Origin of the sequence: Oceanobacillus massiliensis str. N'diop (assembly GCF_000285495.1) — a bacterium.
GTDB classification, from domain to species: domain Bacteria; phylum Bacillota; class Bacilli; order Bacillales; family Amphibacillaceae; genus Oceanobacillus; species Oceanobacillus massiliensis.
Map to the genome: position 1 here is coordinate 325256 of NZ_HE610976.1, position 17866 is coordinate 343121.

Sequence of the window (17866 nt, forward strand, 5' to 3'; positions counted from 1 at the left end):
CGGCCGATTTCCGCTCCGGACAGTCGCTTTCCGCGGGCAACGCTTCAGCTTCCTCAGAAGCAAAACCGGCTTCTTGCGGGATCTTCACCTGTTGCTTTTCCCGCTGGAGTCGACTGCCCTGCGCTCCAATCCATCAGCTTAATAATTGAATATAAAAATTGATTCAGAAAAACCCAATCATAGCGGAGGGAATACACGGAGACTCCTTGAAATTGCATCCGCAATTTCTGCGTGCGATGTCTTGCTGACGCAGCCTTCCTTGTCCTGCGGGAAAGCGAAGACGATGAGACCCCACAGGGAGCGTTCTTTGCGAGTGAGGAGGCTCATCGCGAGCCCGCTGAAAGCGCAGTGTATTTCCGGAGTGGCAATTACCACACCATAATTTCTATAAACAATTGACAGAGCAGCATAAATAATGAGGAAATTCACTTTGGCTATTTTGTCTTTAGAAAATACGAAGGCGCTAAGACCCCACTAGATGCACCTGCGTCTGCCAGTAACGCTTCGAAGCTGGCTTCCTCGGTGGAAGGGAACAAGGAAGCAATCGCAAGTACTAACGCGAGCCCGCGGAAAGCGCAGTATTTCCGGAGTACGGATAAAGCACCAATGATTTCTAATTATGTCGCAGTTTTTATCAAATACAGAGTTAGACATAACAACAATACTTACGAAAAGAGCCTATAAAAATAACGTTAGTTATATGTGCTCCTTTTATTTAAATTAATGAAAGTATAAATCCAATCACTACAATTGCACCGATAATCATTAAAATTGTACGAACCATGTTATTCATCCTTTCCTGCTGCAGAATATTTTCGTCTGATATTTCTATGGTACCCGAATTACCAGCACTAAAAACATTCGTCTAGGAAAGCAGATTCAACAGAATTGTTAATGTGACAATACTAGTTACAGTAGAAATAAACGTAATACTGGAAACCAGCTCCGGCTCTGTATCAAATTCGATGGCGTACATCGTCGTTGTTGCAGCGGTCGGCATTGCCGAGATAATAATAAGCACAGTAGCAATAATAGGATCCATATCAATCATCAGAACAAATAAAAATGCTATGAGCGGTGCAACGATCATTTTCAAAGTGACGGCAGATAGGACAACCTGCCAATTAAGTTTCAAACCGGTAATCGAACCCAGCTGCATACCAAGCATTATCATCATGACCGGGATAGCCGCGTTCCCAACCATCGATAGCGTTGAATGCACCGATTCCGGCACACCTATGGAGAAGTATTGAAAAACAAAAGCCAGTATTGCTGCATAGGTTGTTGGCATTTTCAGGATATTTTCAATTGCACGTCTCATGCCATTTGTACTCCTGGAAGCATAGTAAATGCCGAAAAAGTTATTCTGCAATGCTTGGACAACCATAATAAATATCGCATATGGCAACGCTGCATTTCCTACACTGTACAGAACGACAGGCAGACCATAGTTACCGGAGTTCATAAATCCTGTTGCCAGAATGGAAGCACTCTCCGTATTTGGCCCCCATTTGAAAATTTTGGCCAGAATCTTGTTCAATAGGACCATGATATAGAATAATACGAACATATAGACCAGAATAATCACAAATCCGCTATCAAACTCTGCCTCATATAATGTCACAAACACTAATGCAGGAGACAATATGTACAGTGAAACGGCTGAAACGGATTTCACATCAAGCACTCGAATGCGCTGCAGCACAAAACCGGAAGCGAAGACCGCCATGAGAGGTATGATTACATTTAAAAATAGGCTCATTCCCAACATCTCCAAACCAATAAATTATCATTAGTTTAACATATGGCATCAATCATCAGGAATTTATATTTTCAGACAGGATATGACGATTCGGAATATAACTTGACAATAATTATCGGATATGAGATTATAGACTAGTTAATAAAGTAACATTAAGTGATCTGGCATTCTACAGTGTTTTTGAAGATGCTTATTCACACTGGCGCGACTAAGGGGTCGCAAGGACGTAAGAGCAGGTAGGGCTTGCGTTGCTTAAGTTTAGAAAACAAGGAAAAGCTTCAAGCTAATTTAGCGATCAACAGACTGAAATATGACCGAAGCAATATCGGGCGCCGGCAAAGGATGTCTCAGAAGTCGCAATTGCTAAAAAGCTTTCAACCAGTGGAACATGTACCGCGGTTAAGTGAAATTTAAATGCTAAAATTTCCCACCCGATTCAATCGGGGTTAATAAAAAATAAAATATCTTATGTGTTACTTTTAAAACAAAGGGGTACTCTTTTAAGTAGGGGTGCCCCTTTTCCAATTACATATCAGCAAGGGCGCGACATATCGCAGCCACTTGCATTGCTCTTTGAGAAAACAGCCTAAAATAATGAATGAAGCTACTGTTTTACTTCAATATGAAAGAAGGAAAAAACATGAACACACTTGTTACAGGAACAATCCAGACCATGACAGTCAATCGCAAAATCGATACAGGCTACGTACTAGAGGCGGATGGGCAAGAAGCCTTATTGCACCACAATGAAACAGAGAACGAACTGGAGGTTGAACAGCAGATTGAGGTATTCCTTTACAATGACAAAAAAGGAAATATCGTTGCAACTGCAGCCCTTCCAGAGATCGTGATGGATGAATATGGCTGGGCAGAGGTGGTGGAAGTCATACCGCGTCTTGGAGCATTTGTATCGATCGGCACATCAAAGGATATGCTCGTCTCCAAAGATGACCTGCCCCTTTTCGAAAGTGTTTGGCCACGGCCTGGTGATAAACTGTTCGTTACCCTTGGAAGAGATCAAAAAGGGAAACTTCTCGCAATCCCGGCAACAGAAGGTATCGTCGCCAGAGAAGTAGAAGCGGCACCGGAAGAACTGCTGAAACAGAACATAAGCGGAACCATCTATTATACCGATAGGGAAGGCTCTGCAATGATTACAACAAATAATTACCGCGGTTTCATTCACCAGTCTGAGCGTAAAGCAGAACCAAGAATTGGTGAATTCGTTGAAGGCAGAGTAATTGCCGTAAAGGACGATGGTTCCATTAATGTTTCGCTTCTTCCATTAAAGCAGGACAGCATGAATGCCGATGCAGAAGCAATCCTAAATCACCTGGAGGCAAATGGCGGTGTCATTCCTTTTAGTGATAAAAGTGATCCAGAAGAAATCCGCGGTACCTTCCAAATAAGCAAGGCCGCCTTCAAGCGTGCGTTAGGAAGATTATTAAAGGAAGGCAAAATCGAACAACGTGATGGGAATACCTATCTAAAATAAAGTCGTCATCCACAAAATAAAAAAACGCAGAATCTGATTAAAGATACTGCGTTTTTTTACATCCTGTTATGCCAGGCAGTCACTTGCCTGATTATGCATTCACATTTTTATAAGAATCTAATATGGATGTGATGACAAATCCGATTGCCGCTGCAAACAAAGCTGCAATCCCCCAGCCGCCAAATCCGGCACCAAGCAAATCAACTTTTGGAGCTAGTGAAGCAACCAATACGAGCAATAGGCCAACGATAGCTAAAAAGAAGCTTGGATAATAGGAAGACTGTGATTCTTTTGAACTTTTGTTAACAAGAACAATATTTACAACAACGTTAATTGCCGTCAAAATTGCCCCGATAGTCAATACTGCCTCTATCATGGAATTCACCTCTATAATAATAAATTACACTACTTATAGTCTACAATTGAAAGGTTCCAAAGTCAATCTGATAATTGTATTTCCCCTGGTATAAACGTTCAGCAGCATGCCATTTCATCCTGTTGCTACTTTGCAGCTATTCTGCCGACTTGCCCATCTTCCAGACGAACCTTTATTCCATGTGGATGAAATTCAGATTTAGTGAGTAAATCTTTTACAATTCCGCTAGTAGTTATTCCTGTTCGCTGGTCTTTCTTCAATATGATGTCGACCTCCAGACCAGGGTGAACATTCTTTCTATATCTTCCATCAACTGCCATTATTCTATCTCCAATCCATTTAATTATTCCTTTGACTGACTATCTAATCATACCATTCAGCATATAAATCTCAACTTGTCTTACGAATATTACTGAAAAAAGTTTTATCATATTAAAAGGAATATACGATCGTTAGTCGAATTAGTTAAAGTGCACTACATATATCAAGGGGGATTATGATGTTAAAATTTGAAGATTATCCATATGCAAGACCAGAACTAAAGACAGAACAAGAGAGATTCCAAATTCTTTTAAAGAAATTTACCGATTCGCAATCGGCTGTAGAAGCAACGGAAGCAATCAAGGAAATAAACGTGTTCCGCAGCAGGCTGGATACCTTATTTAACCTTGTCTATATCCGTGCCTCGATTGATACAAAAGATGAATACTATCAACAGGAACGCGATTACTTTGATGATATAGAGCCTGAGATTAAGGCCATGAACACCGAATTCTATAAAGAACTCGTAAAATCATCTTATCGCGAAGAACTCGAAAGGCAATTCAATTCCCAACTATTCCAGATTGCTGATTTCGAGATCAAATCCTTCTCACCGGAAATCATCAGCCTGCTGCAAAAAGAGAATAAATTATCTTCCGAGTATTCCAAGCTGGTCGCCTCAGCCGAGGTTGAATTCCAAGGCAAAACATATACATTGGCACAGCTTGCTCCATTTGCACAGAGCGAAGACAGAGAGACTCGGAAACAGGCAGTTACCGCCAGTGCGGGGTTCTTCGAAGACAATGGCGATACATTTGACTCCATTTATGACCAACTCGTAAAGACACGTCATGAAATTGCCCTGAAACTTGGCTATAAGAATTTTGTAGAGGTAGGCTATCTGCGGATGCTGCGAATCGATTACAATGCAGAGATGGTCGATGTATTCCGGAAACAAGTCCGGGACTATGTAGTTCCTCTTGCTACAAAGCTGTATGAAAAACAAGCGGAACGTATTGGTGTTGACTCCTTCAAATTCTATGATGAAAACTTTAAATTTAAAAGCGGTAATGCCAAGCCTAAAGGATCACCGGATTGGATTATCGATAATGGCAAAAAAATGTATGAAGAGCTATCAGATGAAACCAATGCATTTTTCCATTTTATGCTTGAACGGAATCTACTGGATCTTGAAGCGAAAAAAGGAAAAGAAGCTGGTGGTTACTGCACATTTATCGGTGACTATGAAGCACCATTTATTTTTGCGAACTTTAATGGCACCTCTGGTGATGTAGATGTACTGACACATGAAGCCGGTCATGCATTCCAGGCATATTCCAGCCGTCATATCGGAATACCGGAATATATATTTCCAACAAGTGAATCCGCAGAAATCCATTCCATGAGCATGGAATTTTTCACATGGCCATGGATGGAGCTCTTCTTTACGGATGATGCCGATAAATACAAGTACTCCCATCTGGCTGATGGCCTGCAGTTTCTGCCATATGGTGTTGCAGTAGATGAATTCCAGCACTTGATTTATGAAAATCCGGATTGGACGCCAAAAGAGCGCAAGGACGCTTGGAAAAGGCTTGAGGAAATCTACTTGCCGCACAGGGACTATGATGGCAACGAATATCTGGAATCCGGAGCATACTGGCAGCGTCAGGGCCACATATTTGATGCGCCTTTCTATTATATCGATTACACGCTTGCCCAGATCTGCGCCTTTCAGTTTTGGAAAAAATCACGTGAAGATCACCAGACAGCATGGGAAGACTATCTAAATCTGTGTAAATTAGGAGGATCAAGACCGTTCCTCGGCCTTGTAGAAGCAGCCGGCCTCCGCTCGCCATTTGAAGAAGGTACCGTCGAGTCCGTTATCGCAACCATTGAAGACTGGCTCGAATCGGTGGATGATAAATCACTGTAAATCAGCTAGGGCAGCTATTCCAATTGGAGAGCTGCTCTTTGTTTATGGAAGCGCCTATTCGCACAACCATAAATACTTATGCTAGAATGGGTTTAAACTACATAACAAAGGAGATTGTCATGTCATACAAAGTACTTTTTTTGGATATAGATGGAACGATACTGAAACCGGATCATACATATACGGCATCAACCAAGGAAGCTATCCAGCAGGTGAAGGATAATGGAGTGGAAGTCTTTATTGCAACCGGCAGACCGCTTATCGAGGTAAAGGAACTTGCCAAGGAGCTAAATGTAGAATCGTTTATTGGCTATAATGGTGCATATGCCGTCTATCAGGAGAAAACGGTTATCGACGAACCGATTGGCGAAAGTCCTGTAAGGGAATTTCTGAACATAGCGAATGAAAATGGCAATGAGTTGGTACTTTATACGAAAGACAGGAATTACTATACATCTTTGGAGCATCCATTTGTGAAGAACTTCAATCAGCTTTTTCAATTGAAGCAGAATTCCTTGTACAAGGATGATGTTGCCGACCAGATCATTGGAGCGACTGCACTGAATCTTGAACCGGCACAGGTTCCTTTATATGAGATCAACGAAGACATCCGAATGTCACAGGTGAATATTGAAGGAGCGACAATGGCCTATGATATCATCCGAAAAAGCGTGAATAAAGGAGAAGCCGTAACGAAAATCCTCAAAAGGTTAAATATCCCTAAGGAACAGGCAATTGCCTTCGGTGATGGGATGAATGATAAAGAAATGCTGCAGGCCGTTGGAGAAAGTTTTGCAATGGGCAATGCCAGTCCGGAATTGTTCCAATTTGCCAAACATCGAACAACATCTGTATCCGACTCCGGGATTTTTAATGGCCTAAAGAAGCTTGGAATGGTGGATTAGTTATCCCGACTTCATCAAAGCAGCTAAAAAGCAAAGCCTTCACGAGTTGTACCCTGAATGTCAGCGTTAAAATCTGACTTATCAGGGGTACACCATGGCTTTGCTTTTTTTCATAAGATTTCCGGATTCGAATTATAGAAAGAACCCCCCGATAAGCAATGCACCAGCAATGACAAAAGCGGGATGGACTTTCCACCTCTCAATCAATAGATAGCTGAGCACTACAATCAGAGCAGTCCTCCAAAGACCAATGCCTTGGTAGGATTCGCTGAAAAAATTCCAGGTCATAACGCCTAGCAAGATAGCAATGACCGGCTGAACGAATAGGGTAAGCCGCTTCACTTTTGGAGATTTCTTGTATTTTATTAAAATACCGCCAAGCAGGATCATGAGAATCAAAGACGGGGCAACAGTTGCAAAAATACCTGTTATTGACCCAAGTATCCCCCCCATTTCGTAACCAATATAGCCAGCCATTTTTGTGGCGATTGGTCCTGGAAGCGAATTTCCAAGGGCTAACACCTCTCCAAATTCCTGCACCGTCATCCATCCGTATCTCTTAACGACTTCATTTTCAACAAGGGGGATAGATGCTGGACCCCCGCCATATCCCAAGACTCCAGGTATAAAGAAGGCTAAAAATATCTGCAGATAGATCATAATCTATTACCTTCCTTACTGTCGGACTTAGCATCGGACACTTTTCCCGGAAGTATCAGCGCAATGGTCAGCAATACAGCAATCACAATTCCAGGATGAATGTTTAACAATTGCAGGAAAATGAACAGAATGACAATCATAAGCAGTGCCTTTGTCCAGCCAAGGCCTTTTCCGGCTTTTGCAATAAATTGCCATGTAAGAACAGCCATCATCATTCCAACAACCGGCACAACAGCTGCTGTCATTCCCTGCACCCAATCAAACTCACGGATACCGGAAAGCGAGGTCAATAGAACGATCATTAAAATAATGGTAGGGAACATGGATGCAAGCAAAGCATTAATCATCCCAACAATACCTGCAATACGATACCCGACATACCCTGCCAATTTGGTAGCAATCGGTCCTGGCAATGTATTGCCGATCGCCAGCATATCACCGAACTCCTCATTGTCCATCCATTTGTAGTTATCGACAACTTCTTTTTGAATAAGGGGTATGGATGCTGGCCCTCCACCGAAGCCCAGCATTCCAACCCTAAAAAATGCTATAAAAATATTCCATTGAGTTTTCATTTTTTTCCTTCTCATCTTTTTTTCTTTTTTTACCAAGCAGCAACGACACCATCCGCTCTCGCTTCAGAGCCTCCTGCCAGTACTCCGTTTTCGGGATTTCGCAAAATAATCTGCCCCTTGCCGAAGCTGTTCGGTTCCAGCTGGATGCGGATATCATGGCCTCTTTGGGAAAGGCCTTGTGCAATGTGATGCTGAAATCTATCTTCTACTTCTACCGTTTTTTCCTTCATCCATTGCCATCTCGGCGCATCCAATGCGGCCTGGGGATGTAAACCGAAATCAATCGTATTCATAACTACCTGGATATGTCCTTGAGGCTGCATGAAACCGCCCATAACTCCGAATGGGCCAATCGCCTCTTCCCCTTTAGTCAGGAACCCCGGAATAATCGTGTGATACGTTCGTTTTCCGCCTTGTAATGCGTTTACATGTTGAGGGTCCATTGAGAAATTATGCCCGCGATTTTGTAGAGCTATCCCCGTTCCAGGCACAACCAGCCCTGAACCGAATCCCATATAGTTACTCTGAATAAATGATACCATATTTCCTTCACTGTCTGCCGCGGCCAAATAGACCGTTCCACTGGAAGCAGGTTCACCAGCTTCAGGAAGAATAGCCTCTTCCTTGATAAGAGCTCTTCTTTTATCAGCGTATGCCTGACTAAGAATTTCCTCGGTAGAATATTTCATGAATTTCTCTTCGGTAACATGCTCTTTAGCATCTGCATAGGCGAGCTTGAGTGCCTCAATTTGTTTATGATATGTATCGACGGTCTCCTTATTGTCAAAATTGAATCCCTTTAGGATATTCAATGCCTGCAGGGCAACAATGCCTTGGCCATTCGGCGGGATTTCCCATACATCATGTCCTCGGTAATTTATCTTAATCGGATCGACCCATTCCGGTTTAAATGATGCTAAATCATCTTCCGTCAAAAATCCGTCAAACGCTTTGGAAAAGGCAGCTATCTTCTTAGCTAGAGTCCCTCTGTAAAATGATTCTGCATTCGTATCCGCAATTTCCTGCAATGTATGTGCATGATCCGGTGAAGACCAAATCTCGCCAACTTTTGGGGCCCGATTATTTGGTGTAAATGTTTTAAACCAGTTGTCGAATTCCGGAGCTGTCAATTTTTCCTTATAGGCAACATATGCTTTATTCCAATACTTCCCCAGTGTTGCTGAGACTGGAAATCCTTCTTTGGCATATGTAATTGCCGGTTTCAACACTTCTGCCAATGGTAATTTCCCGAACCTTTCCGATAATTCAGCCCATGTTCCTGGAGCCCCCGGAACGGTGACGGGGATCCAGCCATGAGCAGGTATCTTCTCATAACCTCTTTCCTTCACTGCTTCAATCGAAGCTGCTGCTGGTGATTTGCCGCTTCCATTCAAACCATAAAGCTTACCCTTCGTCCATATTAAGGCAAATGCGTCGCTTCCGATACCATTTGATGTAGGTTCCACTACGGTCAAACATGCCGCTGTAGCGATTGCCGCATCGATTGCATTTCCGCCCTTCTTAAGAATATCCAGGCCCGCTTGCGATGCAAGTGGCTGAGATGTTGTAACCATCCCTTTTCTGGCATATACCGAATTCCTCGCAACTGAGTACGGATTCGACTGATGGTTCATTTAAAACACTCCTCGTAAAAATCTGTGATTTTTTTCGTTATGCTGTTTCGATAAAGAAATCCCCATTCCCTTTGTTGGCGATAGATTGGGCGCAAACAGTCAACTCCCAGAAAAAGGGATACTTTAAACAGAATAAAACATGCACTTTTTAAATCATTCAGTTTATTTTTAATTTTATCATAAATGAAGATGCACACACTAACCTTTGCAATAACACTACAGCAATAAAACTGGTATCAGACAAAGTGGCATGCCACGTTATGCTTTTCCTCAACTTCCCGGAATTCCGGTTTCTTTGTTTTACAGATATCCTGTGCCAATGGACAACGGGTGTGGAAACGGCAGCCAGTAGGGATATTTAATGGACTCGGTACATCCCCTTTCAATATAACCCGCTCTTTTTTCCCTTGGACGGCAACATCGGGTATTGCCGAGAACAGTGCCTGTGTATAAGGATGCTGCGGATTATTATAGATCCTATGCTTATCCGTCACTTCAATCAGTTCGCCTAAATACATAACTCCGACACGATCGCTAATATGCTTAACAACCGATAAGTCATGAGAAATAAAAATATAGGTCAACTGATATTGCGCTTTTAGCCTTTGCAGTAAATTCAGGACCTGCGCCTGGACTGACACATCCAAAGCAGATACCGCTTCATCACAGATGATGAGCTTAGGCTTGACCGCCAGCGCTCTTGCAATGCTAATACGCTGCCTCTGCCCTCCGCTGAATTCATGGGGATAGCGTGAATAATGATCCGGATTTAAGCCCACATCACCCAACAGCTTCTTCACATACGTCACTTCTTCTTTCCTTGGGACAATTTTATGAATACGGACAATTTCGCTTAGCATAGCTCCAACAGACATCCGCTGGTTAAGCGAACCAAAAGGGTCCTGGAAAATAATCTGAATATCTTTGCGTAATTCCCTTAATTGCCTTTTGCTATATTTACTGATGTCCTTCCCTTCAAACCATACTTCACCTTCTGTAGGTTCGAGTAAGTGCATGACAGCTCGCCCCATCGTTGATTTGCCGCACCCCGATTCACCGACTATCCCTAATGTTTCTCCCTTCTTCACTGTAAAGGAAACACCATCAACGGCTTTGACATCAATCCGATTTTTATTTAATACTCCACCAGAAGCAGAAAAATATTTCTTCAACGACTTAACTTCCAGTAGCTGCTGGTAATTCGTAACTTCCGCTATCGTCATTTAATTTTTCCTCCTTTGCTATGGAATCCCATTGGTCGGTATATTGCCAACAGCTAACATAATGGTTGTCGCCATTTTCAACAGATGGCGGGGCATCCTTTAAGCATGTGCTTCTTGCAAATGGACATCTTGTAGCAAAACGGCAGCCCTGCGGCATTTGATTCGGGTCCGGTACAGAGCCTTGGATAACCGGTAATTCCATCTGGTCTTCATTCAATTTGGGAATCGATTCCAATAATCCGATTGTATAGGGATGAAGCGGCTTATCAAATAGTGAACGCATCTCACTATACTCCACAATCTTTCCGGCATACATGACAATTACTTTATCGGCTATTTCAGAAACAACACCGAGGTCATGTGTAATCATCACGATTGACATATCCATCTCCTGCTTCAGGCTGGCCATCAGTTCCAATATTTGCGCCTGGATTGTAACATCCAGTGCTGTTGTCGGCTCATCAGCTATCAGAAGTTTTGGGTCACAGGAAAGCGCCATCGCAATCATGACACGCTGTCTCATTCCTCCGCTTAATTCGTGGGGATAGTTGTGGATCCGCTGCTCAGGTGATGGAATCCCGACCAATCTTAACATTTCAATTGCTTTTGTCTCTGCTTCTTTCTTCCCCAGTTTCCGATGCAGACGAACAGATTCAGAGACCTGCCTGCCAATTGTATGGACCGGATTAAGTGAAGTCATCGGCTCCTGAAAAATCATGGATATCTCATTACCGCGTATTTTGCTCAATTGCTTTTGATTCTTTTTGGTTAGATCTTCCCCATTGAATATGATCTCACCTTCGCCAATATTCCCTTTTTCCGGCAGCAGCCCCATGATCGATAAAGATGTTAGGCTTTTCCCGCAGCCGGATTCTCCAACGATACAAAGTGTTTCGCCCTTTTCTACTGAAAAATCAACACCATTCAATATGGTTGTATAGTTTTTCTTATTTTGAAATCCAACCTTCAGTTCCTTCACTTCCAATAGTTTTTCACGCACGCTTTCCACCCGCTCCTTTTAGATATATTGGCTGAAACGGAATCCATAAACATCTATAAGTGTATGGATTCATAGCTACTTCATTTTAGGATCCAGCATATCTCGTACTCCATCACCGAATAAATTGATTGAAATAACGGTCAGGAAGATGAATATTCCTGGGAAAATCGCAATCCATGGCGCCTCTGCAAGATACCCCTGTCCTGCCGAGAGCATTGCTCCCCAGCTTGGGGTCGGCGGCTGTGTTCCAAGTCCCAGGTAGCTTAATGACGCTTCTGAAATAATGGCAGATGCGATTGCAAGCGTAGCCTGTACCATGATTGGCGCCAGGGTGTTTGGGAAAATATGAAACATGATAATCCGCCAGTCTCTTAATCCTGAAGCCTTTGCAGCCTCGACATATTCCCGTTCCCGATGGGCCAGTACCTCTGCCCGTATTAGTCTGATAAAGTTCGGTGTCATTACAATCCCAATTGCGATCATTGCATTTCCAAGTCCCGCACCCAACACGGCAGCTAGTGCAAGAGCAAGCACCAATGATGGGAAAGAAAGCATGGCATCTGTAAAGCGCATGATCACATATTCATCCAGAAAACCGCGATAATAGCCGGATATCAAACCAATTGGAACACCGATTACGAGTGCAATCCCAACAGAAATCAGACCTGCCTGCAATGAAACCTGGGCACCATGAATGACTCTGCTCAATATATCCCTGCCTATTTCATCGGTACCAAACCAATGGGCACTGCTTGGTCCTTGAAGCGTATCTGCATAATTTTGTTCGGTTGGGTCATACGGAGACAAGGTACCTGCAAAGACAGCAAGAATGATTAACAGCAGGATAAATACTCCCGCTGCAGCGGCAAGCTTGTTTTCCAGCAATTTTCGAAGCATGGATTTATATCTGGCAGTCCGAGGGCTATTGATTTTATTATTTTTCGGAGCATCTATCGTTGGCAGTTGTTCCATTATTTAGTCCCCCCAGACATCTTGATTCTTGGATCTAAGAATGTGTAAAGAATATCAACTGCAAAATTAATCAGGATAACAGCAAGTGCCATAAACATAACGGCTGATTGAACGACAGGGAAATCTCTTGTAAGAATGGAATTCACTACAAGCTGCCCCAATCCCGGCACCGCAAAAATCGTTTCTGTAATCACGGCTCCCCCTAAAAAGGAACCAACCTGCAGCCCACTTACGGTTATTACAGGAATCAGCGCATTTCGTAAGGCATGTCCATAAATGACACCCTTCTCCCGCAATCCCTTGGCATAGCCGGTTCGGATATAGTCCGATTGCAAAACTTCAAGCAGACTTGACCTCAGCATTCTCGTTAACTCTGCAGACAATCTGATCCCAACTGTTATAGCCGGCAATATCATAAGCATCATATTTCTCATTGGATTTTCACTGAAAGGGACATATCCTGATGGCGGCAGCCAGCTTAATGTAATCGAGAAAATAAAAATGAGCAGTATTCCTAAGAAGAACGGTGGTATGGATACACCGGAAAGCGCAAAAAGTGTACTTGAATAATCCCATCCCGTCCCTTTCCTGCTGGCACTAATAATCCCCGTCGGCAATGCGATCAATATAGCAATTGCAAATGAAAATACAGTCAGTTCCAGGGTTACCGGGATTTTTTGCATTAGAATCGTCGTTACTTCTGTATTATCCCTGAATGAATTACCAAGATCTCCCTGCAGGACATCTGTTATCCAACTGAAATATTGAACGTATAAAGGCTGATTTAACCCCATTTCTTCCCGGAGCGCTTCCAGCTGTTCTGTTGTTGCTTCCTGTCCAAGAATGAGCTGGGCAGGATCTCCTGGCAATACGTTAACTAAGGAGAAGATAATCAAACTTACGATAAATAGAACCAATATCATTAAACCAAGTCTCCGTACAATAAATGCAAACAATGCCGCACCTCCCGTATTTATGAAGAACGAAGACAAACAGTTGATTATTTATCTTCGTTCTTTTTAAAATTCAGTTATTCAAAATAGATGGATTCTGTTCTGATCATGGTATCTGGTATATGGTTGAATCCTTTCACATAGCTTTTCATAGCTTTGTAGTCTTTTTCATGATATAAGAAGATGTATGGTGCGTCTTCCCATAGAATATCTGTTATTTGACTGTAGATGTCTGCCCTTTCCGCTTGTTCTCCTATCTCTCTTCCTTCATCAAGCAGTTCGTCCATTTCAGGATTAGAATAGTTTGTATAGTTATTTGAAGCATCTGAATAGAAGAATCGATACGTATTGCCATCAGGATCGATACGGCCGCTCCATCCATTACGTGCTGCCTCAAAATCACCTGATGCCATTTGATCAAGCAGTGTACCAAATTCCACCATTTCGATTTCTACGGTAATGCCTATTTCACTCAACATGGATTGAATCATTTGGGCAGTCTGCTCATCCTCTGGAGATGGACTGATTTTTAACGTAAAGCTAATGTCACTCAAGCCAGCCCCATCCAATATAGCCTTCGCTTCTTCTACATCCGCATTTGGGAATTCAAAATCTGGAGCTGCCCAGCTTGAAGGTGGGAATGGACTTACACTAGGTGTTGCCCCTCCATGGAACACAACATTGGTTATAGCTTCCCGGTCAATTGCCAGATTGATAGCTTGTCTTACTGCTTTATTGTTAAATGGTTCAACTTCGGTATTTAAATGAATCCCCTGGAATCCCAAGGAGTCTTTTTCCTGCAAGGTAATGGCAGGATTATTGCCTAATGATTCAATATCCTTATAGGCGATCTTATTCAATAAATCCAATTCGCCTGAAACCAAGTTCGTTACCCGAACATTCGAATCTGAGTAAGGCAGGATTTCGATATTGGCTATGGCAGGTGCCCCTCTCCAATAATCATCATTACGTGTTAATGAAATATGACTCTGTGCCACACGCTCTTCAAATTTGTAAGGACCGGTACCAACCGGTTTATTTGCAAAATCATCACCAAGTTCTTCTACGGCAGCTGGTGATACCATCATCCCCGCTCTATCCGTCAGTGCCGACAGGAAAGGCGCAGATGGTTCTGACAGTACAATTTCTACCTGAAACTCATCAAGCACATTTACTTCAGAAATCATATTTATTTCCGAAAAACGAGGGGAACTCATTTCTGGATCGAGCATTCTTTCAAAATTAAATTTAACCGCTTCTGCATTAAACGGAGTCCCATCATGGAAAAGAACATCCTCCTGAAGATTGAAGGTATATACCAGCCCATCGTCTGAAACCTTCCAGTCCGTTGCTAATTCCGGAATGAACTCCAAATCTTCATTGATATCGATCAGCTTATTATAGATACTTTGAAATGTTTGACGATCTACCGCAGCCGATGATAGATGCGGATCCAATTGAGGCGGATCAGCATCTAAGCCAATCACTAACGTATCTTTTGAACCTGCACTTGCGCTTTCTCCTGAAGCCTCATTTGAAGCTTCTCCCCCATCACCAGAAGAGCAAGCAGCCAAAACTAAAGCGAAAACAAGAGAAATGAAAATCAGTAAAACTTTTTTCATACTTATTACCTCCCAGTGTTTTTATGTAAAGCTTCGATTGAAGGCAAGGTTTGATAGGATTTCGATATAAACCTAGCACCAGAAGCTATACTCCATTATCAAATCTTAACTATACCCGTGTTTTTTGTTCTGGATGATTCAGATATTCAAATCTTCTTGTAACATCAAGAAGATGCTCTTTCATTTTTAGTTTTGCTCCCTCCTCATCCTTGTTTTTGATTGCTTCATATATTTGTAAATGGAACTCCAGGCTCTTATTCTTGCTTTCAACCTTTAATAAATCCTGTTTAAATGATTCAATAAGTTCTGTTATAGATTCATAGACTTTAATCAGTACATTGTTCCTCGTTGCCAGCACGATCGACTTATGAAACAAATTATCCGCTTCGATTGACGGCAGCTTCCGGTCGATTGCCTCTTTGTGCATTTCAATTGCCTCTTCCATCAGCAGAAGTTCTTTCTCAGTTGCCAGCAGTGCAGCCCTTCCTGCATTTTCCACCTCAAGTATCAATCTGAAATCCAGCAGCTCTTTTGCCGTTTTGGTATCCAGCAACGCTGAGATTACATAGGCATCCGCAAGATTATTGACATTCGATTTTTTAACAAAAACACCAATCCCCATTCTTTTTTCTAAAACACCCATATCAGACAATGTATTTAATGATTCTCTGATGGAGGACCTGCCTACATTGACAATCTCCATCAGCTCCCGCTCGGAAGGAAGCTTGTCCCCCGGCATATATTTGCCGCGTTTAATTTCTTTTACAATAAATTCTGTCACAATGGTGCTGATTTTCTTTGCTATTCTAATCACCTTTTCCTTATCTTACCTGTCTGACAGGTGAAGACTTTTGACATCGCTTTTCATTAAAAATCGATTCTCTCATTAATCCTCCTAACTATTAGGGAATGTCCTATCTTACCTGTCTGATAAGCAATAAAAATAAATTATTGATGTAACGTTAGCTGACATCAATAATTGTTTAAATAATCATACAATTAATAGTGTGAAAAATCAATAGATTTCGGGACAATTTTTTGTTTATTCATAAAATAAGAACTTTGTAACAATTAGTTTCCATTTAATTGGATATTTCCTGATGCTATTTACGGGTACTCAAGATTTAATAAGATTTTCTACTGTTTCTATTGCGGAGGGGGCTAATTTAATAGCGTTTGCTTCATACGCGATAACCACGCAGCCAGTTTACGCTCCAGAAACTCACTTTCCCGGCTTGCTCAGAAGAATGATAAACTGGTCCGGAATTCCAAAGTCGATTTCACGAAATTGAGGAGGATATATTGGATTTTGGGGTGGATATTTTATTTCCGGGTCAGATATATCGGATTTGGGGAGATATATCAAATGGGAGGATGATATCTTTAATGAAAGACGATAGGCAGATATATACAATTGGGAAGCATTAGCAACGAGATTAGCCTCGCTTTTCCTTTCTATCATGCATAAAAAAACTTCGATGGAATGAATGCCTTTTCCATAGCACCCATTCCATCGAAGTCTTTATTTTTCAGATATTAAATCAGATAACCCATTTATTCACGTCGACATTTCCCCCGGAAAGGACGCAAGCAATATTTTTGTCTCTGCTGTTCAATTTATCAAACATCGCTGCTGCCACTGTAACCGCACTTGAGGGCTCAATAAGCTGTTTCATTCTTTCAAGTACAAAGGTTTGTGCCTGGAGAATCTCTTCCTCTGATACTAGGATTAGGTCATCCACATATTTTTGCAAAATCGGAAAGGTTACGTCACCTGGCTGGCTTGTCCTGAGACCATCTGCAATGGTTTGGGTTCCAGCAATCGGCACAATCTCTCCCTGTCTCAGGGATAGAAAGGTATCGTTGGCCGTATCTGGCTCAACACCGATTACCTTTACAGACGGTTTCTTTTCCTTTATTGCCGTCAATATCCCTGAGATAAGCCCACCGCCGCCTACCGGAACGACTACCATATCCACATGATCAATCTGTTCGAGTATCTCCAGGCCAATTGTCCCTTGACCTGCAATAATCAATGGATCATCATAAGGCGGTATGAATACACCACCTCTTTCCTCTGCAAGCTGCCTCGCCCTTGGCAAACGTTCTGCAGAAGTGGTGCCGCATTTTTCAATTTCACCTTGATATGCTCTAATCGCATTCAGTTTACTGGCATTTGCATCCTCTGGTACAACGATGGTAGCTTCCACACCAAGCGTTTGTGCAATATAGGCAACCGCCTGCCCGTGATTTCCCGATGAAGCTGCGGTCACATACTTTGCCCCACCTGCAACCTCCTGCTTTACCTTATTTGCTGCTCCCCTAATTTTGAATGAACCCGTTTTCTGCAGATGCTCTGACTTGAAAAAAAGATTATTTCCGGCCAAGTTCGAGATTTGCTTTGAGTCAAATACAGGTGTCAGATGAATATAATCTGCAATTCGTTCCCGCGCCTCATAAATATGCTGCAAGGTAACCATAACCCATCCCCC

General features: G+C 42.4%; 16 protein-coding genes. 3 read left to right on the forward strand and 13 right to left on the reverse strand.

The window, feature by feature from the left end; translation table 11 throughout:
• Positions 1-865: 865 nt before the first annotated feature.
• On the reverse strand, positions 866-1762 hold the full coding sequence (locus OMHG_RS01805; RefSeq protein ID WP_010647801.1) for an AEC family transporter: 897 nt from the start codon (positions 1760-1762) through the stop codon (positions 866-868).
• 640 nt (positions 1763-2402) lie between these two features.
• On the opposite strand from OMHG_RS01805, the gene OMHG_RS01810 reads away from it, so the two are divergent.
• Entirely contained in the window at positions 2403-3257 is an 855-nt protein-coding gene (locus OMHG_RS01810; protein WP_010647802.1) for a CvfB family protein, read from the forward strand.
• Positions 3258-3348: 91 nt separating this feature from the next.
• On the opposite strand, the gene OMHG_RS01815 is transcribed toward OMHG_RS01810, so the two are convergent.
• Positions 3349-3633 carry a hypothetical protein gene (locus OMHG_RS01815; RefSeq protein ID WP_010647804.1) on the reverse strand — a complete coding sequence of 95 codons (285 nt, stop codon included), beginning with the start codon at positions 3631-3633 and terminating at the stop codon, positions 3349-3351.
• 125 nt (positions 3634-3758) lie between these two features.
• Positions 3759-3953, reverse strand: a complete 195-nt coding sequence (locus tag OMHG_RS01820; protein ID WP_010647805.1) for a YwbE family protein — start codon at positions 3951-3953, stop codon at positions 3759-3761.
• 179 nt (positions 3954-4132) lie between these two features.
• Here OMHG_RS01820 and OMHG_RS01825 point away from each other — a divergent pair, with 179 nt between their 5' ends.
• Complete coding sequence (locus OMHG_RS01825) at positions 4133-5830, forward strand: M3 family oligoendopeptidase (protein WP_010647807.1); 1698 nt, start codon at positions 4133-4135, stop codon at positions 5828-5830.
• 119 nt (positions 5831-5949) lie between these two features.
• Complete coding sequence (locus OMHG_RS01830) at positions 5950-6735, forward strand: HAD family hydrolase (RefSeq protein WP_044476731.1); 786 nt, start codon at positions 5950-5952, stop codon at positions 6733-6735.
• A gap of 132 nt (positions 6736-6867) precedes the next feature.
• Here OMHG_RS01830 and OMHG_RS01835 read toward each other — a convergent pair whose 3' ends face one another.
• The 10 genes from OMHG_RS01835 to OMHG_RS01880 form a co-directional block, all read right to left on the reverse strand.
• Positions 6868-7395 carry a chromate transporter gene (locus OMHG_RS01835; RefSeq protein WP_010647810.1) on the reverse strand — a complete coding sequence of 176 codons (528 nt, stop codon included), beginning with the start codon at positions 7393-7395 and terminating at the stop codon, positions 6868-6870.
• Positions 7392-7970, reverse strand: a complete 579-nt coding sequence (locus OMHG_RS01840) for a chromate transporter (protein ID WP_044476732.1) — start codon at positions 7968-7970, stop codon at positions 7392-7394. Before OMHG_RS01840 ends, OMHG_RS01835 begins: the two co-directional genes overlap by 4 nt.
• Before the next feature lie 29 nt (positions 7971-7999).
• Positions 8000-9604, reverse strand: a complete 1605-nt coding sequence (locus OMHG_RS01845) for a gamma-glutamyltransferase family protein (protein WP_010647813.1) — start codon at positions 9602-9604, stop codon at positions 8000-8002.
• A 236-nt stretch (positions 9605-9840) separates the two neighbouring features.
• Positions 9841-10827 (reverse strand): ABC transporter ATP-binding protein, encoded by a 987-nt coding sequence (locus OMHG_RS01850; protein WP_010647815.1) that lies wholly within the window; start codon positions 10825-10827, stop codon positions 9841-9843.
• Entirely contained in the window at positions 10781-11827 is a 1047-nt protein-coding gene (locus OMHG_RS01855; protein ID WP_010647818.1) for an ABC transporter ATP-binding protein, read from the reverse strand. The genes OMHG_RS01850 and OMHG_RS01855 overlap by 47 nt, the downstream gene beginning before the upstream one ends.
• A gap of 75 nt (positions 11828-11902) precedes the next feature.
• Positions 11903-12799 carry an ABC transporter permease gene (locus OMHG_RS01860; protein WP_010647819.1) on the reverse strand — a complete coding sequence of 299 codons (897 nt, stop codon included), beginning with the start codon at positions 12797-12799 and terminating at the stop codon, positions 11903-11905.
• Positions 12799-13755, reverse strand: a complete 957-nt coding sequence (gene nikB, locus OMHG_RS01865; protein ID WP_010647820.1) for a nickel ABC transporter permease — start codon at positions 13753-13755, stop codon at positions 12799-12801. The genes OMHG_RS01860 and nikB overlap by 1 nt, the downstream gene beginning before the upstream one ends.
• A gap of 74 nt (positions 13756-13829) precedes the next feature.
• Complete coding sequence (locus OMHG_RS01870) at positions 13830-15374, reverse strand: ABC transporter substrate-binding protein (RefSeq protein WP_010647821.1); 1545 nt, start codon at positions 15372-15374, stop codon at positions 13830-13832.
• Positions 15375-15483: 109 nt separating this feature from the next.
• Positions 15484-16155, reverse strand: a complete 672-nt coding sequence (locus OMHG_RS01875) for a FadR/GntR family transcriptional regulator (RefSeq protein ID WP_237566124.1) — start codon at positions 16153-16155, stop codon at positions 15484-15486.
• A 760-nt stretch (positions 16156-16915) separates the two neighbouring features.
• Positions 16916-17854: a threonine ammonia-lyase gene (locus OMHG_RS01880; RefSeq protein ID WP_010647823.1), complete on the reverse strand. Its 939-nt coding sequence runs from the start codon at positions 17852-17854 to the stop codon at positions 16916-16918.
• Between the last annotated feature and the right edge of the window lie 12 nt (positions 17855-17866).

What these genes read in the sequence shown, in the direction of transcription:
- OMHG_RS01805 (WP_010647801.1), bottom strand. Translation starts at nt 1,762, where the DNA reads ATGAGCCTATTTTTAAATGTAATCATACCTCTCATGGCGGTCTTCGCT.
- OMHG_RS01810 (WP_010647802.1), top strand. Translation starts at nt 2,403, where the DNA reads ATGAACACACTTGTTACAGGAACAATCCAGACCATGACAGTCAATCGC.
- OMHG_RS01815 (WP_010647804.1), bottom strand. Translation starts at nt 3,633, where the DNA reads ATGATAGAGGCAGTATTGACTATCGGGGCAATTTTGACGGCAATTAAC.
- OMHG_RS01820 (WP_010647805.1), bottom strand. Translation starts at nt 3,953, where the DNA reads ATGGCAGTTGATGGAAGATATAGAAAGAATGTTCACCCTGGTCTGGAG.
- OMHG_RS01825 (WP_010647807.1), top strand. Translation starts at nt 4,133, where the DNA reads ATGTTAAAATTTGAAGATTATCCATATGCAAGACCAGAACTAAAGACA.
- OMHG_RS01830 (WP_044476731.1), top strand. Translation starts at nt 5,950, where the DNA reads ATGTCATACAAAGTACTTTTTTTGGATATAGATGGAACGATACTGAAA.
- OMHG_RS01835 (WP_010647810.1), bottom strand. Translation starts at nt 7,395, where the DNA reads ATGATCTATCTGCAGATATTTTTAGCCTTCTTTATACCTGGAGTCTTG.
- OMHG_RS01840 (WP_044476732.1), bottom strand. Translation starts at nt 7,970, where the DNA reads ATGAAAACTCAATGGAATATTTTTATAGCATTTTTTAGGGTTGGAATG.
- OMHG_RS01845 (WP_010647813.1), bottom strand. Translation starts at nt 9,604, where the DNA reads ATGAACCATCAGTCGAATCCGTACTCAGTTGCGAGGAATTCGGTATAT.
- OMHG_RS01850 (WP_010647815.1), bottom strand. Translation starts at nt 10,827, where the DNA reads ATGACGATAGCGGAAGTTACGAATTACCAGCAGCTACTGGAAGTTAAG.
- OMHG_RS01860 (WP_010647819.1), bottom strand. Translation starts at nt 12,799, where the DNA reads ATGGAACAACTGCCAACGATAGATGCTCCGAAAAATAATAAAATCAAT.
- OMHG_RS01870 (WP_010647821.1), bottom strand. Translation starts at nt 15,374, where the DNA reads ATGAAAAAAGTTTTACTGATTTTCATTTCTCTTGTTTTCGCTTTAGTT.
- OMHG_RS01880 (WP_010647823.1), bottom strand. Translation starts at nt 17,854, where the DNA reads ATGGTTACCTTGCAGCATATTTATGAGGCGCGGGAACGAATTGCAGAT.